Consider the following 23,657-nt stretch of genomic DNA (forward strand, 5'->3'; position numbering starts at 1 on the left):
CGGCGAGACAGCAAACCCTCATGTAACCAACGACCCATGTCACAGTTTTTTCAGATACATCCCGATAATCCGCAAGCACGGCTGATCAAGCAGGCTGTTGATATTGTGCGCAATGGCGGCGTGATCGTCTACCCGACGGATTCCTGCTACGCGCTGGGTTGCCATATGGGCGACAAGAGTGCGCTGGAGCGCATTCGCCGTATCCGCCAGCTGGATGACAAACATCACTTCACGCTGGTGTGTCCGGACCTGTCGGCCATTGCAAACTATGCCAAGGTGGATAACCAGCAATATCGCCTGTTAAAGTCGATTTTGCCCGGTAGCTACACCTTGTTGCTGCAAGCGACCAAAGAAGTGCCCAAGCGCTTGATGCACCCAAAGAAAAGTACCATCGGCCTGCGCGTACCAGACCATCCCGTCACCCTGGCGCTGCTGGAAGAACTGGGTGAGCCGATGTTGTCCGTCACCTTGCTGCTCCCTGGCGAAGAAGATCCGCCTTTTGATCCCTATGAAATCCGCGGTACATTAGAGCATCAGGTCGACCTGATTATTGATGGCGGTTTCTGCGGTATGGAACCAACCACCGTTGTAGACCTCACAGAAGGTACGCCAGAGCTGATTCGTGCCGGCAAGGGGCCGCTCGAACCGCTTGGCTTGTCAGTCGACTAAGGAAAAATATGGACCAGGATTTTTTGACGCTCGTTACGCTGTATGCATTGCCGGTCATTCTTGCCATCACCCTGCACGAAGCCGCTCATGGCTGGGCTGCCATGAAACTAGGCGACAAAACCGCCCTCATGATGGGGCGTATCACGGCCAACCCGCTAAAACATATTGACCCGATCGGTACCATTCTGGTGCCGCTGATCTGTCTTATCTTGCCTGGCAGTTTCATGTTTGGCTGGGCTAAGCCGGTGCCAATCAATACCCGCAATTTCAAGAAACTTCGCCGTGACATGCTGCTGGTGGCTGCAGCCGGCCCCATGGCCAATATTCTGATGATGATGGCGTGGCTGCTCATCTTCAAACTTAGCGCGACAAGCGATCTGGGTATTTATAGCGAGCCACTGCAACGCATGGCATTGATGGGCGTCATCTTCAATACCGTACTGGCTGCCTTTAACCTGATCCCGATTCCGCCGCTGGATGGCGGGCGCATCCTGACCAGTCTGCTGCCTTATCCGTGGGATGTCCGCTTGAACGGGCTAGAGCGCTATGGCTTCATCATTCTGATCGTGCTCATGACGACACATTTGCTCGATTTCATCCTCGGGCCGATTTATGCCGCCGTCGGAGCATTGCAGCATCTCATTCTTTAACGTAACCTCTTAAGTCGTTTTGAGTTCAACGCATCATTATCAAAGTTTCACACCAACAGGGAAAAACGTAACATGTTCGCAGATCGCGTACTTTCGGGCATGCGCCCGACAGGCAGTCTTCATTTGGGCCACTATCATGGCGTGCTGAAAAACTGGGTTAAACTCCAGAGTGAGCACGATTGCTTCTTTATGGTGGCAGACTGGCATGCGTTGACAACCAATTACGACAATGTACAGATCATCCAGGACAGCGTCTGGGACATGGTCATCGACTGGCTGGCTGCAGGGGTAGACCCGGCCCAGGCCACCATCTTTATCCAGAGCCATATTCCGGAACACGCAGAACTGCATCTTCTGCTGTCCATGATTACGCCAAACGGCTGGCTGGAACGCATGCCAACCTACAAAGACCAGATGGAAAAACTGTCGCACAAAGACTTGAATACCTATGGTTTCCTGGGTTACCCGTTATTGCAAAGTGCCGATATTCTGGTGTACCGCAGCAATATGGTGCCGGTGGGCGAAGATCAGGTACCGCACATCGAATTTACACGGGAAATTGCGCGCCGCTTTAACCACCTGTACGGCAAAGAGCCTGGCTATCAGGAAAAAGCCGAAGCCGCGGTGAAAAAACTGGGTGGCAAAAAAGGCAAGCTGTACGATGAGCTGCGTACCCGCTATCAGCAGGACGGCGATGTAGAAGCGCTGGATGCAGGCCGTGCGCTGCTGGAAGACGCACAGAACCTGAGTCTGGGTGACCGCGAGCGTCTGTACGGTTTTCTGGAAGGCGGCGGCAAGATGATTCTGCCAGAATCACAGCCATTGCTGACTGAAGCCTCCCGCATGCCGGGCCTGGACGGACAGAAAATGTCCAAGAGCTACCATAACACCATCACCCTGCGTGAAGATGCCGATTCTGTGGCCAAAAAGGTCAAGCAAATGCCAACCGACCCGGCGCGTATCCGTCGTACCGACCCGGGCGATCCGGAAAAATGCCCGGTCTGGAAACTGCACGAAGTCTACAGCAACGATGAAGTCAAAACCTGGGTACAACAAGGTTGCAAGAGCGCCGGCATTGGCTGTATCGAATGCAAGCAACCAGTGATTGACGGCGTGCTGGCAGAACAGCGTCCGATGCAAGAGCGCGCCAAGATGTATCTGGAAGACCCGACACTGGTACGCAATATCGTGGCCGATGGTTGCGAGCGCGCCCGTGAAGTCGCCCGCGAAACCATGCGCGATGTGCGTGAAGCCATGGGTCTGGGTTATAGCTGATCAACCCGCTGTTGATGTCTCCTGTCATCATGACCAGACATGCCGGCAGTTATCTGCGTGAAATGCGCAGATACGTGTCCGGCTATCTGGCCACCGCTTGCAGGATGTAACCCGCATGTCTCAAATTGAACTGTCTGTCCCCATTGTCACGCCGCTGGCGCAGGTATTGGGGCAGCCATTCACTGAACTTCCCGCAGACCTCTATATCCCCCCCGATGCGCTGCAAATCTTTCTGGAAACCTTTGAAGGCCCGCTGGATTTACTGTTGTATCTGATCCGCCGGCAGAATCTGGATGTGCTGGATATCCCGATGGCTACGCTCACGGCACAGTACATGCAATATGTAGACCTGATGCAGGCACACCAGTTTGAGCTGGCCGCCGAATACCTGCTGATGGCCGCCGTGCTGATCGAGATCAAGTCCCGATTGCTACTGCCAAGGCCCGTGGTGGTGGATGAAGATGGTTTTGATGACGACCCCAGAGCCGCGCTGGTGCAACGGCTGCTGGAGTACGAGCAGATCAAGGCCGCAGCTTATCAGCTGGATGCCATGCCGGTTGTTGACCGGGACTTTGCCTGGGTATCCGTATGGGTAGAGCAGCAAATTGCCCCGCGCTTGCCGGATATCGAGGTAGGGGATCTCCTGAATGCCTGGCATAGCCTGTTGCGCCGTACCCGCCTGAACCAGCACCACCATGTCACAGCGGAAGGGATTACGGTCCGGCAGCGGATGAGTGACATCCTCAGGCGTCTGCAAGAAGGCGCCAGCTTGCCTTTCGAATCTCTTTTTGAAGTGAACGCCGGCCGCCTTGATCTGGTGCTCAGTTTTCTTGCCATGCTGGAATTGACCAAAGAAGGTTTGGTCAGCCTGATACAGACCCAACCTTACGAGAGTATCTTTGTCCGGCTGGCCGAACGCTAAAAAGATGAGCATCCTGCTCGCATTCGGCTAGTCTGTCTGCTAATACTATTCATAGTGGTACCTGCTGCATAAAACCACGCATCTTTGATAGATTCGAATGACATGACGTCTGCATGCTGTATCATGTCATCTGTTGCTGGCCTGTTTTCGTCTCTCGCCTTTGCGGGTTTCAATCAATTAAGGCTGTTGCCAAAATCTTTTCCATTACCCAAAAGGCAATCTGTATGTTGAATATTTTTTCGGGAAAACCTGTCCGTCTTCTGGCCGCTGGTCTGCTGGCCATTTCATTGTCAGGCTGTGTTGAAGTCAAAACCAAAGCGACAGTCGAGCGCGATGGTGCAGTCAGCTTTGTGACCGAGTATGACTTCAGCAAAATGATGGACATGATGAAAGGCCTTGGCGGTTCTAACCAGAACGCACCCAAGGAAATGAACTGTGCCGAGATGGGCAAGGAAAAACCCGAAAACGTGAATTGCAAGGATATTGCCCCTAACAAGGTAGAGTTCTCGGGCACCTTGCCCAAAGAACAGGCCAAAGGCGTGACGGTGGATGGCAGCAAATATAAAGTCGATGCCGTGGCCTTGTTCAGTGAAATTGCCAGCATGGGCAAGGGTAGCGGTGCAAATGCACCCAAGTCTCTGCCTAACGGCGCAGAAGCACAGCAAATGAAATCTATCGGCATGGTGTTTGAGATGGAGTTAAATATGCCGGGTTCTGTTAAAATGGTCGATGGTAAAGCACCAGCCGAGTCTGGCCCGGTCAAGATCGACATGCTCTCTTTGCCGTCTGGCCAGACAAGTTATATCGTAGAGTCCAGTGCATTCCCATGGCTATGGGTTGCTGTGGGTGCCGGTATTGTGGTGATTCTCGGAGGTTTTGTATTCATGCGTCGTCGTTCTGCTTAAGCCATGCTGACAACGCCAGAAACAGCCAAACTGATTCTGGAAGCGGCTCTACTCTCTGCAGTAGAGCCGCTGTCTTTTGCCCAGCTGAAAATGGTGCTGGGGGAAGAATGGCAGAATGACCAGATCCGCAAATTGCTGCAAGAGTTGCAAGGCGAGTGGGCGAACCGGTCGGCAGAGCTGGTACAGCTGGCATCTGGCTGGCGGTTTCGTACCCGGCCGGAGTTTCAGCCCTGGCTTGCCCGGCTGACCACCGAAAAGCCGCCAAAATACTCGCGTGCCACTCTGGAGACGCTGGCAGTCATTGTGTACCGCCAACCGGTCACCCGGGGTGAAATAGAAGAAATTCGCGGCGTAACCGTCGCAAGTAGTATCATTCAGACATTGATGGCCAGAGGGTGGATTGAAACCGTTGGCCATCGGGAAGTACCGGGTCGTCCTGCGTTACTGGCCACCACGCACCAGTTTCTGGATGATCTGAATTTGAGAAGTTTAAACGAGCTCCCGCCGTTGTCGGAGCTAGTGCAAGTGATGAGTCAGGAAAGTTTACCTAATGTCTAAGCGAAGTTCGTCCCAAGGTCCGCGTCAGCCCGTTGCCAAGGTGGGTAGCCGCCAGCAGCAACGCACTCAGGCGCCACAGTCGCCGGGTTATCAGGGGAAAAAGAGTGGGGCTGGTTTTGAAAAGCCGGCACCATCAGCACGCCCCTATGGCGCCAAACCCAAGCCGGCAGACCGTGCCGGACAGGGCGAGGGCGGTTCGCCTGACAACAAGCTAAAGCGGGACACAACGGGCAAAAAGCGGCCGCCACGCAGTGCCGATATCGAGATTATTGGTAAAAAGGCGCCTACCGGCTTCCGCGCCCCGGGCACCAAGGGTGCACAGACCAATAAAGCGCGGCATGTGACGCTGGTCAAGCGGGAAGACCGCGACAAACATATTCCAAAGCACAAGGTAGAGGTTTCTACCGAGCCACAACGCTTGCAAAAGGTTCTGGCTCAGAGCGGGCTGGGTTCTCGCCGCGACATGGATGCCATGATCGAAGCGGGTCGAGTGACGGTGAATGGCGAGCCTGCGACACCGGGGACCAAGATCGTACCTACCGATGTCGTGAAAGTAGACGGAAAACCAGTGCGCTTGCGTATCCAGAACCGCTTGCCGCGTATCCTGATTTACCACAAGCAGGAAGGCGAACTGGTTACCCGTGATGACCCGCAAGGGCGTACAACCGTATTTGAGCGCTTGCCGCGCGTACAGGGCAGTTACTGGACCGTGGTTGGTCGTCTGGATTACAACACCAGTGGCCTGTTACTGTTCACCACCTCCGGTGACCTTGCCAACCGTCTGACGCACCCGCGTTTTGAGGTGGAGCGTGAATATGCCGTGCGTGTGATGGGCGAGCTGACCCAGGAGCAGATGCAAGAGCTGAAAAAAGGCGTTGAGCTGGAAGATGGCCCGGCCAAGTTCGAGTCGCTGGTTGATCAGGGCGGTGAAGGCTTGAATCACTGGTATCGCGTGATCCTGAAAGAAGGCCGTAACCGTGAAGTTCGCCGCATGTTTGAACATTTTGGCCTGACCGTCAGCCGTCTGATGCGCGTTCGTTTTGGTACGCTGCATTTGCCGCCGCGCCTGAAGCGTGGCACCTGGACCGAGCTGGAAGAATCCGAAGTGCTGGCCGTGCTGCAATGGGCTGACCTGGCATAATACCGGTTGGCAACTCGGGAGCCTGACGCATGATTGAAGACAGCCAGCAAGCCTTGACCCCCCAGCAACTGCAGGCTGCTTTTCTGCAGTTTAATGAGGCATCCCTGCAGCTGTCTGCCCAGTTTGACAGTCTGCAGCAGCAAGTGGCTCACCTGAGTAGCGAGCTTGCCGCCAGCAATGCCGCGTTGCAGGCGCAACTGCAAGAGAAAGAAGCACTTGCCCAGCGGGTGTCTTCGCTGTTGGCCGTACTGCCCGCCGGTGTACTGGAGCTGGATGCAACAGATGTCATTACTGCCACCAACTGGGCTGCAGAGCATCTGCTGGGTGCAGATTTGCCAGGGCAGCAATGGCAGCATGTGGCAGACCGGATGCTGAAAGATACATCGGTACCGCAAGAGTACGAACTGGTAGGGCATTCGCAGTTGCATGGTTTGCGATTATCACTGCAGACCACCGCTTTGCCGGATGGTCGTGGGCGTCTCATTCTGCTGACAGACCTGTCAGAGCATTACCGTTTGCAGCAACAACTGGCGCAACACCGCAAGCTGGCGGCCATGGGAGAAATGGCTGCAGGTCTGGCACATCAGCTGCGTACGCCGCTTGCCACCGCCATTTTGTATGTCGGGCATCTGAACAAACCGCAATTGCAAGACCAGCAACGCCTTAAATTTGCAGACAAGGCCAGAAGCCGGCTTTTGTATCTGGAAGGTCTGATTGCGGACATGCTGCTGTTTGTCAGAGGCGACAATAGCGAGAAAGAAACCTTCCTGATTGGCGACTGGCTATTTGAAGCGGTACATACCATCCAGCCGGTGGCAGAAGAGAAGCAGGTTGATATCAAGCTAGCCATGCAGCTGGATCACCAGACGTTGTTTGGCGACCGCAAGAGCCTGCTGGGTGCGCTGGTCAATGTGCTGGAGAACGCATTGGCATTTTCGCCGGCGGGTAGCCATATAGGCATTGAGGCCCATCTTCAGGGACAGCGCTTGCTGGTGACGGTGCTGGATGCCGGGCCTGGCATTGCAGATGAGATTCTGGAGAAAGTCTTCACGCCGTTTTTCACCACTAGGCAAGAGGGTACCGGCTTGGGGTTGGCGATTGTCAAAAGTGTGCTGGAGGCGCATGGTGGAGACATTACGTTGCAAAACCAGCCCGCAGGTGGTTGCGAGGCCTGTATTGAGCTGCCGCTGAAATCGTAATTTGGCATGGGCAGCGATGGCACGCAATAAACACGCATAAAACAAAACCCGGCAACCAAGGTTAGCCGGGTTTTGTTTTATGCAGAACGTCCAGGCAAGATTACTTCGGAATCGCGCCGTCAACACCTTCTACATACCAGTTAAAGCCGTGCAGTTCGTCATCAGACATGGTTTTACCGGCTGCCACTTTCATGGCACCGGTATTGTCTTTCAGCGGACCTTTGAAAATGGCTGACTTGCCTGATACCAGCTCGGCCTTGCGTGCGGCCAGTTTTTTCTTCACATCGTCAGACAGGTTCTTGTTCAGAGCGCCAAGGTCGATCATGCCTTCTTTCAGACCCCACCAGATCTGGCCGGATTTGTACTGGCCAGCCATCACGTCTTTGGTGACTTTGGTGTAATAAACGCCCCAGTTGATCTGACTGGCTGCCAGGTGGGCATCTGCACCAAATTTGCTCATGTCAGAGTCCCAGCCAAATGCATGCACTTTTTTATCCTGTGCAGTTTGTACCACGGCCGCAGAGTCCGTGTTTTGCATCAGGGTATCTGCACCTTGAGAAATCAGGGTTTCGGCTGCCTGACGCTCTTTGCCCGGATCATACCAGCTGTTGATCCAGATCACTTTTACAGTGGCTTTCGGGTTGTTGGCACGCGCACCCAGCGTAAAGGCGTTGATGTTGCGGATTACTTCCGGAATAGGCACGGATGCAACCACCCCCATTTTGCCGGTCTTGGAGGTCAAGCCTGCCACGTAACCAGCCAGGTAGGCGCCTTCATAGGTACGTACATCGTATGTACCCATGTTTTTCTCGGTTTTGAAGCCGGTCGCATGCAGAAAGGTGACTTTAGGGAACTGTTTTGCCACTTTCTGGGTGGCGTTCATGTAACCGAATGAGGTGGTGAAAATCAGCTGGTTACCATCTTGTACCAGTTTGCGGATCACGCGCTCGGCATCTGCACCTTCCGGTACGCTTTCCACATATGTGGTTTTTACTTTGCCTGGCAGCGCCTTTTCGATGGCCTGACGGCCCTGGTCATGTGCAAAAGACCAGCCGGCATCGCCAACCGGACCCACATAGACAAAACCAACCTTGAATGGCTCGGCAGCATATGCCGAAACACCAACACCCAGCGCCATGCAAGCAGCAACGGCCGATTTGATAACGAGTCTGCGAGAAATCACGGAATACTCCTTTTTTGATAATTATTTGGTAACCCCATCAATCTCTTGTGGATCATGACATGGTTACCCACCCAATTTTTCAATCATGAAGCTTGCTTGCTTCTTTTAAAAACCGCAAGTGTAGCGGACAGAAATCGTGATCAATATGGCTGATTTAATTGTGCACAAGATTCCATGATCCGGGTCAATAATGCCTGGTCAGCCAGCGTATCCAGCCACCACTGTAATGCCTTGCCGGAGTGGCTGCTGCGCCATGCCAGGTGGAAGTTCGCTGCAGAACGGGTTTCATTGACGTCTTTCTTGATCAGGCGGCCACTCTGCAAATAGGGCTCCGCCAGTGCCTTCGGCAAGTAGCCGCATGCCAGTCCGGCAAGTTGCGCCGTCAGCTTGGCTCGCATGTCCGGCACCACCAGTGCTTCCTGCCCTGACAAAATACCCGAGGTACGAGGCGGCAGGCTGCGGGAGCTGTCTGCGGCGGCCACTGCCCGATGCCACTGTATATCACTGGCCATCAAAGGTTCTGGAAGCTGCGCCAGCGGATGTTGCGGAGAAATACAGAAAATGAACGGTTGCTGTCCCATGGGGCGCGTGATGATGCCGCTGCTGGCAGGCGGGTCCCCGGGGGCACCGATGACCAGATCGGCACGCTCGTCCACCAATGCGTCCCAGGTGCCGCCAAAAACTTCATGAGAAATGCTGATTCTGGTGCCGCTTGCCTGTTCGTAAAAGGATGTCAGTAACGGGTAAAGGACAGATACCGGGAAGAGGGTGTCCAGTGCAATGGTCAGTTGGGTTTCCCAGCCGGTAGCTGCACGTTTGACTCTGGATTCCAGTGCATTGGCTGCCCTGAGCAAATGCCGGCCTTCATGGAGCAGTTCCAGACCTGCCGTTGTCAGGCGTGCCCGATGACCTGCGCGATCAAAGATCTGCACATTCAGGTCTTGTTCCAGCTTCTGGACAATATAGGTAATGGCGGAGGGGACTCGGTGCAAGGCTTCTGCGGCGGCAGAGAAACTGCCTTCGCGGTCAATGGCGTCAAGTACTTCGAGTGCATCCAGACTAAGACGAAGCATGAATTTCCTGTCGCAAATCATGCAGAATCAACCCTGTCCGTTTTACGGCTATGCCTGGCCAAACAGGAGTTGAGGGGGGTAAATACAATGTCAGGCAGAAAACTGGCAGATAAACACGGGTATCAGAAACCTGTAATGCTTATCTGCCGCATGGCTGTTTATTTTTCAGGGCAACCTGACAAGATGGCTTTCAAGGCTGGCAGGTCGGTAATTTCGACCTCTTTGTTGCTGACCCGGATAAAGCCCTGATCCTGGAACTTGGAGAAGCTCCGGCTAATCGTTTCCAGCTTCAGCCCCAGATAGCTGCCAATCTCTTCACGTGTCATCCGCAAAATGAAATTTTTGGATGAGTAACCACGCAAGGCAAAACGCTGGGAAAGGTTGATCAGGAAGGCAGCCAGACGTTCTTCCGCTTTCATGTTACCCAGCAGCATCATTACGCCATGGTCACGGACGATTTCACGTGACAACACTTTGTAGAAATTATGCTGCAAAGATGGAATATTGCGACTGAGCTGTTCGAGCTCGGTAAACGGAATTTCGCAGACTTCGCTGTCTTCCAGTGCGATGGCACTGCACGTATGCGAGTCACTGCTGATGGCATCCATGCCCAGCAGTTCACCTGCCATCTGGAAACCCGTTACCTGTTCGCGGCCGTCTTCCGAGACAACGCTCATTTTGAAGAAGCCAAGGCGAACGGCGTAGAGCGATGACATCGGGTCACCTGCACTATAGAGCTGTTCACCTTTTTTGATACGGGTGCGCTGACTGATCAGTGTTTCCAGCTGGATCATTTCTTCTGAAGATAAACCCAGTGGCAGGCAAAGTTCTCTCAAGCTACAGCTAGAACATGCTACCCGAAGATTTTTCAGGGATACTTCTTGGATCGGAATGGTACCGGTTGTGGTCATTACAGCTCAGCCTGTTACGAGTCTTGCTAATTCTACTCAAATTTTGACTTTACTTATACATTATCCAATCTTTTTTTTGCTGAATACGTCTTTGGGTACTTGTTTATTTGTGCAATTCTCCACTAATCACTTTTGTAATCATTTATCTTGATTGTTGAAATCAATTATTTTGATGTCTATCGTGAGTGGCGGGGCGGTTAAACTGCATCCTGACGAAGATGCTCACCAAGAGGGGTGCGGGTTCCCATTGATACGGATCAAGCGCCAACCCTCAGCAGGGTTGATGCATATCAACACCTGAAAGGACTTAAAGCGTCATAGTTCAGCCACGATATTAAGAGATTCATTGTAGCTATGACGCCACTTCGCCTTGATCAATACGATAGCGTAAATGTTGATTTCCCCTCTGTGGTTGTACCCAGAGCCTGGAATCATCCATTGATCCTGTCGCTTGATGATATTGCGGTTTTTCCTACCGCCAAACAGTACCGCCAGCCCCGGTTGAATGATGCTGCACTATCCCGTGCGTGGCATAAGCCGGCTGTTGGCCGTTTGGCCTTGCCGCTCAGTCTGACGGAAGTCTGGCCTGACCAGGTGGTGGACGAGGCCGGGTTGACGGCTGCCATTGCGGCGGAATGGCAAATGCGACATGACACGCTTGATGGCCGCAAAGTGAGATCGACCACGTTGCAACTGCCGGTTGCCGGGCTGGATGCAGAGGCCATTATCGCGCGCTGGTGGCAAAGTTCCGGCAAGGCAGTCACCGAACTGGGCGGGCAACGCCAGATTCGTTTGCGTTTTTATGGCGAAACAGGCCGACAGCTGGTGGATTTGCCTGAGGGTGTGGATGTTTATCTGCAGGCGATCAACCCGCAGGATATTCATTACCATGCGACGCAATTGTCGGCCCTATGGCGTTTAAGAAGCAATACGACAGGTCGTTTGTCGGTGGATATCCTGATCGGGGCGGGTGAGGCGGTTGGCGTGCCAGCCATCGAATATGTCCGCAGCCTGATGGATTTGTCGCCCGAGCGGGTTTGCCTGAGGCTGCCGCCGCTAAATACCTTGAGTGCAACCCGTCTTGGGCAGCAGAAAGATGCGCTTTACCATGTGATCCAGCTGCTGGAAGACAAAGGCTATGGTCATCTGGCGGGGGGCTGGTTCGTTAAGCATGGTGATCCGTGGTTGTCTGCCCAGCGGATTGGCCGGTTGATTCTGAACACGACCGGTAACTGGGAAACCATGAATGTTGACTGGATTTCGGTCGGGCCGTCCGCGTGCTCCATTATCGGGACGGTACAGTCCTGGAACAGCGAAGAGGCACGGTATATCGAGCAAATCCAGGAAGGGCGTTTGCCTTTGGTGACGGCCAGAAAGTTGCCTCTGGACATGCTGGTCCGTCGCGCGGTCGTGGAGCAGTTGCTGTGCCTGGGGTATCTGGATTTCCTGACGTTTGAGCTGGCGTATTTCATCCAGTTTGACCAGTACTTCGCGGCCGAGCTAAAACGCCTGCAACCACTGATTCAGGCCGGGTTGCTAGAGAAACGCCAGCGAACCCTGTGGTTGACCGAATCTGGCCGGTTACTGGCTGACCATATTGCCAGACAGTTCTTCTCTGCCTGAAATTGATAACCTGCTTGTACATGGTTCAAACCTGATTCATCAAGGATGGTTTGAACCATGAAATCCCCGTTTGCCGTGATCGTGTCATCCCTGTCTTTATCTGGTACTGCATAAGCCTGTCGCTTGCGGTAAAATCCCATCTGTCTGTCATGTACTGATCGGAATTTCTGATGTACCAGGTCGCCTACCGTTTATCGTTGTCCCAGCCTCACGCCCACCTGATTGATGTTGAACTCGACATTCAGCATCCGGCATCCGAAGGCCAAAAACTGTTTTTGCCAACCTGGATTCCAGGTTCTTATCTGGTTCGCGAGTTTTCACGACAGATCGTGACTATTTCTGCAACGTGCGGGCAAGTGCCGGTTGCGATCCGCAAACTGGATAAAGCAAGCTGGCAACTGTCTGCGGTGTCCGGCCCGGTGACTGTCCGTTATCAGGTTTATGCGTTTGACGAGTCTGTGCGTACCGCTTACTTTGATGCCGACCGCGCGTTTCTGAATCCGGCAGCACTTTGCCTCGGTGTTGAAGGGCAGACAGACGTGCCAGCGAGCCTGGAGATTATCCCGCCAGCTGGTGATGCCTATCAGCAATGGGAAGTGGCTACCGGCTTGCCAAGAGAGAATGCTGATCAGCTGGATGACTGGAGTTTTGCACCTTTTGTGGCAAGCAATTATGACCATCTGATTGATTGTCCGCTTGAATGTGGTGTTTTGGAGCGCTACCGCTTTGATGTTTGCGGTACACCGCACGACATGGTGATTTCGGGTGGTCATTATGGGGACGCCAAACGCCTTTTGGCAGATACGGCCAGTATCTGTGAAACCCAGATCCGCTTTTTTGCAGAGGATGCCGCCAAGCCTGCGGCACCCTATGCACGTTATGTGTTTTTGCTGAATCTGGTGGCAGATGGCTATGGTGGACTGGAGCATCGTAACTCGACTGCGTTGATTGCCAACCGGGCGGACATGCCGGGCAAGGATGAACCCGTAGAACCGACGAGTGGCTACCAACAGTTACTGGGGTTGATCAGCCACGAGTACTTCCATAACTGGAACGTGAAACGGCTGAAACCTGCTGCCTATGCGCCATATGATTTGTCTCGGGAGGCGTACTCCCGGTTGTTGTGGGCCTTTGAAGGGATCACCAGTTATTACGATGATTTGATGCTGGTTCGTGCCGGGGTGATTTCCGAATCGCAGTATCTGGAGACGCTGGCCCGCAATATCACCAATACCTTGCGCAGCCCCGGGGCGCTGAAGCAGAGTCTGGAAGATGCCAGTTTTGATGCATGGATCAAATATTATCGCCAAGACGAGAATAGCCCCAATGCATTGGCCAGTTATTATGTCAAAGGCGGGTTGTTTGCCTGTCTGCTGGATCTGACGTTACGCAAGCAAGGAAAGTCATTAGACGGTATCATGCTGGCGCTATGGCACCGGGTGGGCAAATTGTTCGACCAGACCGGGCAGGGGCTGGACGAGTCGGCTTGGGAACAAATGGCCATTGAGGTGACCGGGCTGCCGTTGCAATCTTTCTTTGATACGCATTTGCGTACCGCGAGTGATGTGGTTTCTCCGCTGCTGGCATTGTTGCCCGAATTTGGCGTGGCTGTGCAAAAGCGCATAGCAGAAGGCAGTACAGACAAGGGTGGCAAATATCTGGCCAAAGTGCCAAAGGCCAAACCGGTACTGGGTGCGCGGTTGGGTGCAGACGCGCTTGGCATTCGGGTGCAGACCGTCTATAACCAGAGTGCCACTGAAAAAGCCGGGCTGCATGTGGGCGATATCCTGATTGCGCTGGATCATGTGAAATTGACGCATGGCAGTCTGGATGCCACGCTGGGACGCTACCAGCCAGGCCAGACCGTGACCGTGCATGCTTTCCGCAAAGATGCGCTACGCAGTTTCGCACTGACACTGGATGCACCAGCCGAAGATACGGTTGGACTGCAAGTGAACCAAGATTTACCTGTAACATCTAATTTACGTCAGGCCTGGTTAAAGCCGGCCTGACAATGATTTGTCTGGCCGATCGTCAGACAAAATGACAACCCTGGCCGAACGAGCCGGGGTAGATAACAACCATAAAACGAGATGCGAAGAGAAATATGCGTAACGACGCCCCACAAACCATTTTCCTGAAAGATTACCAGCCGTCTCCTTACCTGATAGACCGGGTGGATCTCAAATTTGATCTGCAGGATGACTACACGCTGGTCTCTGCGCGGATGATGATGTCCCGCAGCAAAGCCAGTATTGCCGACAATCAGTCTCTGGTGCTGGATGGAGATGATCTGACGTTTGTGTCGCTGCGCATTGATGGCGAACCGTGGCCGGAAGACAAGGTGCATGTTTCTCCGGACCAGCTGGTGATCGATGATCTGCCAGAGAGTTTTTTCCTGGATATTGAAACCCGGATTCTGCCGCACAAGAACACGGCGCTCTCCGGTCTGTACAAGTCTGGCCATAACTATTACACCCAGTGCGAAGCACAGGGTTTCCGCCGGATCATGTATTACCTGGACCGACCCGATGTAATGGCCCGCTTTACGACTACCATCATTGCCGACAAGCAGCTGTACCCGGTACTGTTGTCTAACGGTAACCAGGTCGGCCAGGGTGACTCTGGCAAAGGGCGCCATTGGGTAAAGTGGGTAGACCCATTCCGTAAACCTGCGTATCTGTTTGCCTTGGTAGCGGGTCGTCTGGTGAAACTGGAAGACCGTTTTGTTACGCGTTCCGGCCGTGAAGTAACCTTGCAGATCTGGGTAGAGTCCGGCAATCTGGACCAGTGCCCGCACGCCATGCAATCCCTGAAAAATGCCATGCGCTGGGACGAAGAACGCTTCGGGCTAGAGTACGACCTGGATATCTACATGATCGTTGCCGTGAGCGATTTCACGATGGGCGCCATGGAGAATAAAGGCCTGAACATCTTTAACACCAAATACGTACTGGCCAAGCAAGAGACCGCGACTGACGTTGATTTCGCTGGCATCGAAGCGGTCATCGGGCATGAGTATTTCCATAACTGGACCGGCAACCGGGTGACCTGCCGCGATTGGTTTCAACTGAGCCTGAAAGAGGGGCTCACGGTATTCCGTGACCAGGAATTCAGCATGGACCTCGGGTCTCGTGCTGTCGAGCGTATCGACCAGGTGCGTACCTTGCGTACGCAACAGTTCCCGGAAGATGCCGGCCCGATGGCGCATCCGATCCGTCCGGACAGTTATATCGAGATCAATAACTTCTACACCGTGACCGTCTATGAAAAAGGCGCAGAAGTCATCCGCATGCAGCATACTTTGCTGGGCGAAGAGGGCTTCCAGAAAGGGATGGATCTGTACTTCCATCGTCACGATGGCCAGGCAGTGACGACCGATGATTTTGTGGCAGCGATGGCGGATGCCAACGATGTGGACCTGAAGGTCTTCAAGCGCTGGTACTCGCAAGCAGGAACGCCCGTGCTGCACGTGACCGAACACTATGATTCGGCCAAGGGTGAATACACACTGGTATTTAATCAATCTTGCCCGGCAACGCCTGGCCAGCCCGACAAACTGCCATTCCATATTCCGGTGAAACTGGGGTTGCTGGATGCCGACGGGCAGGAAATTGCCTTGCAGCTCAAAGGTGAATCTGCCACAACAGAAACCGAACGTGTCATTTCCGTGAAGGATGCCACGCATACCGTGACCTTTACCGGCGTGACTTGTCACCCTGTACCATCGCTGCTACGCGGGTTTTCTGCCCCGGTGAAACTGGTGTTTGATTACACCCCGGCGCAGTTGGCTTTCTTGCTGGCACATGATACCGATGCCTTTAACCGCTGGGATGCGGGGCAGAAACTGGCCCAGCAAACCTTGCTGGCGTTGGTGGCCGATGTGCAAGCCGGCAAGCCGCTGACACTGGATGCCGAGCTGACCCGTGCGTTTGCCAAGGTGCTGGAAGACGATACGCTGGACCCTGCGTTGGCAGCAATGATTCTGACCTTGCCAGCAGAAGCATGGCTGGCGGAAGTCATGGATGTGGCTGATCCGGATGCCATTCATGCCGCTCGCGAGTTTGTGCGCAAGGAGCTGGCAACCAAGCTGCAGGCGGACCTGTATCAGCGTTATGTACAGCTTGGTCAGGACAAATATGTCTGGAACGGTGAGGCATCAGCCAAACGTGCATTGCGAAATGTGTGCCTGGCTTACTTGTCTGACCTTCAAGGCGAGAAGGCGCTTTATCTGGCCAAACAGCAGTTTGATATGGCCGATAACATGACCGACCAGCAAGCCGCGCTGGCCGTGCTGGCGCAGCATGATCATCCGCTGACGGAAGCCGCACTGAAAGACTTTGCCGAGCGCTGGAAAGCCTACCCGCTGGTGATGGACAAATGGTTTGCCTTGCAGGCGACCAGCAGCCGTCCCAATACGCTGGAGGTTGTGAAGTCGCTGCTGGTTCACCCGGCGTTTACGCTGACCAACCCTAACAAGGTGTATGCGTTGATTCGCAGTTTTGCGGCGGCTAACCCGCTGCATTTCCATGCCAAAGATGGGCAGGGCTACGAGTTTATCGCAGATCAGGTGATTGCCTTGAACGCCATTAACCCGCAAGTCGCGTCCCGTGTGGTGAGTGCGTTTAATCGCTGGAAGAAATACGATGCGGCGCGTCAGGCGCAAATGAAAGCTGCACTTGCACGCATTGCCAGCCACGAAGGCCTGTCTTCTGACGTCTTTGAAATCGTTACCAAGGCACTGGATGCTTAAGCCGTGTTAGCGGCAGTTTGCTGATAAAACAAAGGCAGCTTCGGCTGCCTTTGTTTTATCCATCATATGACTCGCATCTTGCCGGTTATGCCACTTTTATGCTCATGAACACCTGCATGGCCCGCAGTACGCCAAAGACAAAGCAGGCAATTGCCAGCAAGGCCATTTGTGCCGGCCAGGTCTGACTAAGCAAGGCCGCGTAGAGTAGTGCAAACAGCGTTTCAGAAATGATGAGTTGGCCCGCCAGGCCAAGGGTCAGGTTTTGCGAGGCGATGTTCCATAGCCATGTGGCAACCCAGGTGCTACCTATGCCAAGCGTAATCCAGATGATCAGCAACCGCGTGTCTGGATGCAGCAAATGCTGGATGGTTTGCCGGTCAAAGAGCGGCAGGAAAAACAATAGGCTGATGCCAGTGCCTAATCCGATCAGGGTTGACCAGTCGGCCCCGCTGATGTCAGGGTGCTTTTTCAGGAACCGGGTATTGAGAATGGCATAGGTACTCCAGCTGGTCACCGCGCCTACCGCAAACAGTACACCAATCAGGAATGTCATTGCAGAACCTGCATGACCTGCATGCAAACCCTCCAGATTGATCAATACCAACCCGGTGATGATGGCCAGCAAAGGCATCGCCAGTGTGCTTAATAAGCCATGGCCTTTATGTCTGAACGCATCAGTCAGTGCCAGCCAGATGGGGGCGGTACCCACCAGCAGGCTGGGAATGGCCGGGTTCGACCATTTTACTGACCAGACGACCAGCGAATAGTAGAGGCTATTACCGAGTAATCCGAACAGGATGGCGGTCTTGTAATGTTGTCTGAACAGGGGCCACAGAGATGTTTTCCGCTTGCCCAGCAGGATGAAAACGCAGAATAGGGCATAGACCGCATAGCGCCCCAGACTGATGGCGAGGCCAGGAGTATCTGTTGTCAGCATGGGAGCTGCAAATACCAGTCCCCAGAGCGCGCCTGTTGCCAGGCCCGCGAGAATGCCGGTCAGGGTTTTTGAATAAGCAGATGAAGCGGGAAAAGACATGTCTTGTGACAGCAACTGGCAGGTGCGACAACGCCGGCCATGCTGAGGTATCCGGTTGCAAAGAGTTTGCCATTATAGGGGAATCGCGCCGCGAAGAATATCAGACGGCAAGCGTCACCAACTGGGTGAGGGGGATTGAGAGAGGATTACTGGCCTGGCGCAGTTTTTTGCCAGTTTTCCAGCCAGTGGACCAATGTGCCGGCCGGCATCGGGCGACCTATGCTGTAACCTTGCAGAATATGGCATCCGTTCTTTAGCAAAATGGGCCAGGCTTCTGCGTGCTCAACCCCTTCTGCAACCAGCCGGATACCCAATCCTTCGCAGAAAACTGCCAATCCTTTGACAAAATGGGCATCAAACGAATTTTCCGTGATATTTTCGATAAAGGCACGGTCCAGCTTGATTTCAGAGATGGGTAATGCTTTTAACAGATTGAAAGAGGTAAAACCTGCACCAAAATCATCCACGCTAAACAGGATGCCATTGTCTTTGAGGAAGTTGACCTTGTCCTTGACGGTTAGCGGATTAATGATCAGCGTGGTTTCTGTAATCTCGAAGGTGATCAGGTGATGCGGGATTTTGTACTGTGCCATCAGGTCCAGTATCCGGTGCTCCATGTCGGGAGATTCCAGCATTCTGGGGGACAGGTTGATGGCAATCGGCAAGACAATATTCTTGCTTTGCAACTGTTGGCTTTGGATGAGTGCCAGTTCCAGGGTGGTATAGGTAAAACGCTCTATCAACGGGCTGGATTCTGCGGTCGGGATAAAGTCTATCGGGTAGACGATAGTGCCGTCTGCGCGTTCCCAGCGTGCCAGGGCTTCAAGGCCAACGACTTCATGGGTGAGCAGATCGACTTTGGGTTGAAAATGCAGCAGGATTTCGTTGTTATTCAGCGCACGTTCGATCTGCGTGGTTTGTAAAAGGCTGTTGCTGACTTCCAGTTCTTTGGAGTCAAAGGCCAAGCCTTTCAGGGTACGCTTGGCATGATACATGGCCCGGTCGGCCTTGCTCATTAGTTGGGACACATCTTCTATTTCATCCGTCACAATGACGGCGCCGATCGACACCCCGATCTTGAAGAAGTTATCGTCAATGCGAATCGGGTTGGCCAGTGAGGCGATCATTTTTTCGGCGATTTGCTGAATCTGGATTTCTGTATCTACCCCTTGAAGAATGGCGACAAACTCATCCCCGCCCAATCGGGCCAGGGTGTCCGTCTTGCGCATGACGAGCGCCAGCCGTTGGGCAACTTCCTTCAGGACAGTATCACCTGCCGCGTGCCCAAGACTGTCATTCACCTCCTTGAAGCGATTCAGGTCCATCATTAACAGCGAGTAGGGGTGCAGGTCCCGTTTGAACGCCAAATGGGTGTGTTCCAGCCGGTCAAAAAACAGATTCCGGTTGGGTAACTGGGTGAGGGCGTCATACAGGCTTTGGCGTCTTAATTTGTCTTCCGCTTCCAGCAGGTCGCGCTGAATGCTGGACCACTGCAGGCTTCTTTCCAGGGCCGAATGCAGTTTTTTGCTGTCGAGTTCTGCTTTGGAGAGGTAGTCGTATACCCCGCTGTGCAGTGCTTCGACCGCGCCACTTTCACTGTTGAACCCGGTCACCATGATGATTGGACAGTGTTTGCCGGAACTGATGTGAATGGTGGGAATCAGGTCTTTACCTTCACCGTCACCCAGCCGAAAATCGAGCAAAATGCAGTCAAAGGCAGCGGCATTCAACGCTTCCAGCGCCTCGTTAAACGAGACGGCTTCGGTGATCTGATTCGGCCGAGGTAACCGGCTGAGGATGCGGCGCATCTTCTCGCGGTCTACATCGTCGTCATCAACAATCAGTATCTTGACGGGTTCATCTGGCATGACTACGGCCCCATTCGGGAACAACCTTACTTGCTTGGAAGCGAGACAGCATCTCCATACGTTTTTAGCAGGTTCATCAGCTTGGAAAATTGTGGTCCGACAGCAGATTTCACCATATAGCCGGCAATGCTTTCCTGATAGGCACGGTTCAGGTCGGCATCTGCGCTGGACGTAGTCAGTACAAAGACCACCAGATTCTGCAGGGCAGGGTCAGATCGGATGGTCGACAGGAATTCAAAGCCGTCCATGCGGGGCATGTTCAGGTCCAGCAAGACCAGAAACGGGCTGGCAATATGCTTGTCCGGATGTTCCATCTTGAGGATATCCAAAGCCTCTACACCGTCTTCGGCATGTACCAGCATGCAATCAATGTCGTGCTTTTTCAAGCTACGCATCACGCCTTCTGCCGCAACATCATCATCATCCACAAGCAATACATTGATGGGTTTTTTGTCCATGTCGATTGTCCTGATACCATGTTGAAGGTGTAACTGCCTGCTTGAGCTTATTCTTCAATTTCCTTGAGCAAAACGCTTGGCCAATACAAGGCAAAATGCGCGCCAGCCAGGTCACGGCTGTCTTGCAGTTCGATTTTTCCGCCGTGGCAAGTCACAATGCGCTTGGTCACCGCCAGCCCGATACCATGACCTTCCGATTTGGTTGTTGCCCTGTGGAACATCCTGAAAATGCGCGGTTTGGCATTGTCTGCGATGCCCGGCCCACTATCTTCAATATGAAACACGCAATACCGGCCATCATTGCGTACCGATACCCGAATCTCGCCCGTGTCGCTGCCCATATGCTTGATGGCGTTATCCAGCAGATTTCGCAGACAGGTTTGTAGCGGAACTCTGGGGCTTTCAAAGACAGCCACGTCGGGTGATACGTCGAACGTAATATTGATGCCTTCAGGTGCATTCACCAGCAACAGCAAGCCTTCAAGGATTTCCAGCGGCTTGATGGTGGAGAGCTGTTTGTCGATCGTCCCGGCGCGGGCATAAATCAGCAAATCATCAATCATGCGTTCTGCACGCTCAACCCGTAACTGGATGCGGTCAAAATTCTTCTGAATGCTGTCTGGCAGGTCAATCGGTTCCAGATCCTCCCGAATCCAGACCAGCAGATCGGCAATGCCTCTTAGCGGAGAGCGCAAATCATGAGAGGCAACATAGGTAAATTCTTCCAGGTTGGCGTTGGTTTGGCGCAGCGTGTTTTCCAGATTCTTCCGCATGGAGATATCGGTGATGGCGGCCAGGGTGATATAGCTGTCTTCTTCACGGATGGGGGTGAGGGCAATTTCAACCGGAAATTCTTTGCCGTTTTTGTGCAATGCCAGCAAGTCACGCCCGGAGCCCATGGCACGGACGCTGGGGGCTTCCTGGAATTCATGACGATGGTTGACGTGGATTTTCCGGTTACGTTCTGGCAGCAGGATTTCGAGTTTCTGACCGATCAGGGCGCCAGGTTCATAGCCGAACATCAGGTTTAGCTGTTCGTTCACCATCATGATCTGGCCGTTCACATCGGACATCAGCACGCCAAACGGCATGGATTCAACTACATGCCGGAAACGGTGCTCCAGCTTTTTACGGACGGAAATATCGCTGACAAACGCCATGGCTTGTGCGGCGTCGCCTTCACCAATCACGCCAAGACCGATTTCGATCGGGAAGTTGTGTCCTCTGGCATGTTGTGCCTTGAGCTCTCTGCCAAGGCCCATGGCACGCGGGGTAGGTTGATCAAGATACTGGTTTCTGAACAGGATGTGACGGGCCTGAATGTCATCTGGCAATAACATTTCGACTGGTTTGCCGACCATATCTGCTTTTGAGTAGCCAAACATGTTCACCAAAGCATCATTGACATAGGTAATGAGGCCATCTTTGCTGATCACTAAGACCCCGATCGGTGCCGCATCTACAATGCTGGCAAGATTGAGGTTTCCGGTGTTGGCGGGCATGTGTTACCTCCTCATGCACAGAGCGTGCAGGTGCGCAAACTTCCCTGTCTTAACTCTAGTGCCAGGCCGCGGATAATTCAAATTAAATATTTGTATTGATTTTTATTTGTTCGTCATTCTGACGAATGAGGCAGCAGACAGTCGTAGCATTTCACGGAAAGGGCAGGAGCAGGAGATCCCCTTCCATGGCACCGGTATAACAGTTGTGACTGCTAATCAACCCGTTAGTTTCCAGCGTAAGACGAGATTAATTCGTCGATCACTTCTGCATATTCAGAAAAATGAGACTTCGCAGCAAGAGGCAGTAATGCAGAGAAATGGCGTAACTTGCCGTTAAAATCGTTGAGCGTCACGGATAAAAGGGATGGGTTGTCTTCCAGGTGCTGAATCTCTTGCTGGAGCAGAGCGTGGATTTCTTCGGCAAGCAGCCTGGCCGGCGCATTGCTGGACGATGGCCATGTTTTGATTGCACTTCGGATATCCTCTTTTAAGGAGGTCATCGTTGCCAGATAAACAGGAATCAGTGCATTCATGTGCGATGGGCTTCCAGCGGGAGGGCGTCTAGCGAAAGTGTTTCAGCAAGTATAGCGCTATCAGTCAGTCTGGATAAATCTGTCCTGTTGCTTCTGCTTTTACCCGCGCCATCCCGTATTTCTGCACAATATCTCGCATCATGAATCTGCCTGATCCTTTTTGGCATAGGCCAGCAGCGGAAGGTCATGCCAGAAGACACTACCAGATTAAATGGACAAAATATCGCTTTTGGATGTGGTGCGCCTCGATGATGGATTAGGGCTACATGGCAAGCGGGGAGGCGTGTTGTCAAAAAAAAGGGCGAGGCGATGCCCGCCCCGCCCATGAGTACAAGTCTTGTTTGCGCAGATTAAAAGGTAACGGGTTGTCCGCTTTCCAGCGATTCCCGCATGGCGATCGCAATTTTGGCGGCTTCCCGGGCATCTTCCAGCGTCAACGGAGACGGTTTGCCCTGCTGGATGGCGTCGACAAATGCTTTGGCCTCGATCAGGAAAGCGTCGTTGAACCGGGCAAAAAAGTCGGGCAAGCCATTGATGCGTTGTTGCTGGTTACTTTCTTCAATCAGGGGGACGGCTTGCAGATTACGTCCAACACGCAAGGCACCTTCTGTCCCGGTCAGGTCCATGGTGGCTTCATAGCCACGGTAAGACGTGCGTGAAACAAAGAAGCTCGCCAGTACGCCATTGTCGAATTCTACTGTTGCGCTGGCGGTATCGACATCATTGCAACTTGCCAGACCGGGGTACTGCGTGCGGGTACCGTTGGCAAAGACCTTCACCGGTTTGGCGCCATCGACCATCCAGCGGACCAGATCAATATCGTGGATACAGCAATCCAGAAAGAGACCGCCAGACGTCGGTGCAAATTTGACAAAGAATCCATCCGGATCAATCGGGTCGTGAGATTCGCAGTGAATACGGTACAGCGTACCGAGTTTGCCATCTGCCAGGCGGGATTTCGCGGCAGAATAACCAGCATCAAAACGGCGCATGAAACCAATCATGGCCACCTGGGCTGGGTGGTTTTGTGCCAGCGCCAGAACGCGGTCACAGGTGGTCAGATCCAGTGACAACGGTTTTTCGCAGAACACATGCTTGCCGGATTTCAGCACGGTTTCAATCTGCTCGGCATGCAGTGATGTTGGGGTAACCAGCCAAACTGCATCCAGCTCAGGATGGGCCAGCAGTTCTTCAAGTGTGGCATAAATGCTGGTCAGGCCCAGATGAGCTTGTGCCCATTCGCGCTCTGTTTCCACCGGGCTGACTGCCGCCACCAGTTTTGCGCCGGGCACCCGGCTGGCAAGGTTTTCGGCATGGCGTTTTCCCAAACGGCCCAAGCCGACAATACCAATATTAACCGTTGTTGACATGTTGATCCTCTGTCATCGTGAAGGAGCC

20 protein-coding genes are annotated in these 23,657 nt (G+C 53.4%); 11 read left to right on the forward strand and 9 right to left on the reverse strand.

Annotation, left to right across the window (positions count from 1 at the left end; genetic code table 11):
- Positions 1-36 precede the first annotated feature (36 nt).
- The 8 genes from F552_RS0109795 (at position 37) to F552_RS0109830 (ending at position 7,319) form a co-directional block, all read left to right on the forward strand.
- On the forward strand, positions 37-669 hold the full coding sequence (locus tag F552_RS0109795) for an L-threonylcarbamoyladenylate synthase (RefSeq protein ID WP_018151563.1): 633 nt from the start codon (positions 37-39) through the stop codon (positions 667-669).
- A gap of 8 nt (positions 670-677) precedes the next feature.
- Positions 678-1,319: a site-2 protease family protein gene (locus F552_RS0109800; protein ID WP_018151564.1), complete on the forward strand. Its 642-nt coding sequence runs from the start codon at positions 678-680 to the stop codon at positions 1,317-1,319.
- A 72-nt stretch (positions 1,320-1,391) separates the two neighbouring features.
- Entirely contained in the window at positions 1,392-2,594 is a 1,203-nt protein-coding gene (locus F552_RS0109805; RefSeq protein WP_018151565.1) for a tryptophan--tRNA ligase, read from the forward strand.
- 115 nt (positions 2,595-2,709) lie between these two features.
- Entirely contained in the window at positions 2,710-3,516 is an 807-nt protein-coding gene (locus F552_RS0109810; protein WP_018151566.1) for a segregation and condensation protein A, read from the forward strand.
- A 224-nt stretch (positions 3,517-3,740) separates the two neighbouring features.
- Positions 3,741-4,421 carry a hypothetical protein gene (locus F552_RS0109815; RefSeq protein WP_026182582.1) on the forward strand — a complete coding sequence of 227 codons (681 nt, stop codon included), beginning with the start codon at positions 3,741-3,743 and terminating at the stop codon, positions 4,419-4,421.
- A 3-nt stretch (positions 4,422-4,424) separates the two neighbouring features.
- Entirely contained in the window at positions 4,425-4,979 is a 555-nt protein-coding gene (scpB, locus tag F552_RS0109820; RefSeq protein ID WP_018151568.1) for an SMC-Scp complex subunit ScpB, read from the forward strand.
- A complete protein-coding gene (gene rluB, locus F552_RS0109825) occupies positions 4,972-6,120 on the forward strand; it encodes a 23S rRNA pseudouridine(2605) synthase RluB (protein WP_018151569.1) in 1,149 nt (382 codons plus the stop codon). The genes scpB and rluB overlap by 8 nt, the downstream gene beginning before the upstream one ends.
- 29 nt (positions 6,121-6,149) lie before the next feature.
- Positions 6,150-7,319 (forward strand): sensor histidine kinase, encoded by a 1,170-nt coding sequence (locus F552_RS0109830; RefSeq protein WP_018151570.1) that lies wholly within the window; start codon positions 6,150-6,152, stop codon positions 7,317-7,319.
- 100 nt (positions 7,320-7,419) lie between these two features.
- Here F552_RS0109830 and F552_RS0109835 read toward each other — a convergent pair whose 3' ends face one another.
- The 3 genes from F552_RS0109835 to fnr all read right to left on the reverse strand — a co-directional run bounded on the left by F552_RS0109835 (position 7,420) and on the right by fnr (position 10,486).
- Positions 7,420-8,502 (reverse strand): BMP family ABC transporter substrate-binding protein, encoded by a 1,083-nt coding sequence (locus F552_RS0109835; protein ID WP_018151571.1) that lies wholly within the window; start codon positions 8,500-8,502, stop codon positions 7,420-7,422.
- Positions 8,503-8,642: 140 nt separating this feature from the next.
- On the reverse strand, positions 8,643-9,575 hold the full coding sequence (locus F552_RS0109840) for a LysR family transcriptional regulator (RefSeq protein WP_018151572.1): 933 nt from the start codon (positions 9,573-9,575) through the stop codon (positions 8,643-8,645).
- Between the two features lie 158 nt (positions 9,576-9,733).
- The gene (fnr, locus tag F552_RS0109845; protein WP_018151573.1) at positions 9,734-10,486 is read right to left on the reverse strand and encodes a fumarate/nitrate reduction transcriptional regulator Fnr; all 753 of its coding nucleotides are present in this window, start codon (positions 10,484-10,486) and stop codon (positions 9,734-9,736) included.
- 354 nt (positions 10,487-10,840) lie between these two features.
- Between fnr and F552_RS0109855 the strand changes: the two genes are divergently transcribed.
- The 3 genes from F552_RS0109855 (at position 10,841) to pepN (ending at position 16,862) form a co-directional block, all read left to right on the forward strand.
- Entirely contained in the window at positions 10,841-12,109 is a 1,269-nt protein-coding gene (locus tag F552_RS0109855; RefSeq protein WP_156802274.1) for an oxygen-independent coproporphyrinogen III oxidase, read from the forward strand.
- A gap of 170 nt (positions 12,110-12,279) precedes the next feature.
- Positions 12,280-14,121: a M61 family metallopeptidase gene (locus F552_RS0109860; protein WP_018151576.1), complete on the forward strand. Its 1,842-nt coding sequence runs from the start codon at positions 12,280-12,282 to the stop codon at positions 14,119-14,121.
- A gap of 95 nt (positions 14,122-14,216) precedes the next feature.
- Positions 14,217-16,862: an aminopeptidase N gene (gene pepN, locus F552_RS0109865; RefSeq protein ID WP_018151577.1), complete on the forward strand. Its 2,646-nt coding sequence runs from the start codon at positions 14,217-14,219 to the stop codon at positions 16,860-16,862.
- 85 nt (positions 16,863-16,947) lie between these two features.
- On the opposite strand, the gene F552_RS19025 is transcribed toward pepN, so the two are convergent.
- The 6 genes from F552_RS19025 to F552_RS0109895 form a co-directional block, all read right to left on the reverse strand.
- A complete protein-coding gene (locus F552_RS19025) occupies positions 16,948-17,898 on the reverse strand; it encodes a DMT family transporter (RefSeq protein WP_018151578.1) in 951 nt (316 codons plus the stop codon).
- A 146-nt stretch (positions 17,899-18,044) separates the two neighbouring features.
- The gene (locus F552_RS0109875) at positions 18,045-19,766 is read right to left on the reverse strand and encodes a two-component system response regulator (RefSeq protein WP_018151579.1); all 1,722 of its coding nucleotides are present in this window, start codon (positions 19,764-19,766) and stop codon (positions 18,045-18,047) included.
- Positions 19,767-19,792: 26 nt separating this feature from the next.
- Positions 19,793-20,224 (reverse strand): response regulator, encoded by a 432-nt coding sequence (locus F552_RS0109880; protein WP_018151580.1) that lies wholly within the window; start codon positions 20,222-20,224, stop codon positions 19,793-19,795.
- A 47-nt stretch (positions 20,225-20,271) separates the two neighbouring features.
- On the reverse strand, positions 20,272-21,726 hold the full coding sequence (locus tag F552_RS19030; RefSeq protein WP_018151581.1) for a sensor histidine kinase: 1,455 nt from the start codon (positions 21,724-21,726) through the stop codon (positions 20,272-20,274).
- Positions 21,727-21,950: 224 nt separating this feature from the next.
- Positions 21,951-22,259: a hypothetical protein gene (locus F552_RS0109890; RefSeq protein ID WP_018151582.1), complete on the reverse strand. Its 309-nt coding sequence runs from the start codon at positions 22,257-22,259 to the stop codon at positions 21,951-21,953.
- A 350-nt stretch (positions 22,260-22,609) separates the two neighbouring features.
- Positions 22,610-23,629, reverse strand: coding sequence for a Gfo/Idh/MocA family oxidoreductase (locus F552_RS0109895; protein ID WP_018151583.1), 1,020 nt, complete (start codon positions 23,627-23,629; stop codon positions 22,610-22,612).
- Positions 23,630-23,657 lie beyond the last annotated feature (28 nt).

Source organism: Leeia oryzae DSM 17879 (genome assembly GCF_000376945.1).
Classification (GTDB): domain Bacteria; phylum Pseudomonadota; class Gammaproteobacteria; order Burkholderiales; family Leeiaceae; genus Leeia; species Leeia oryzae.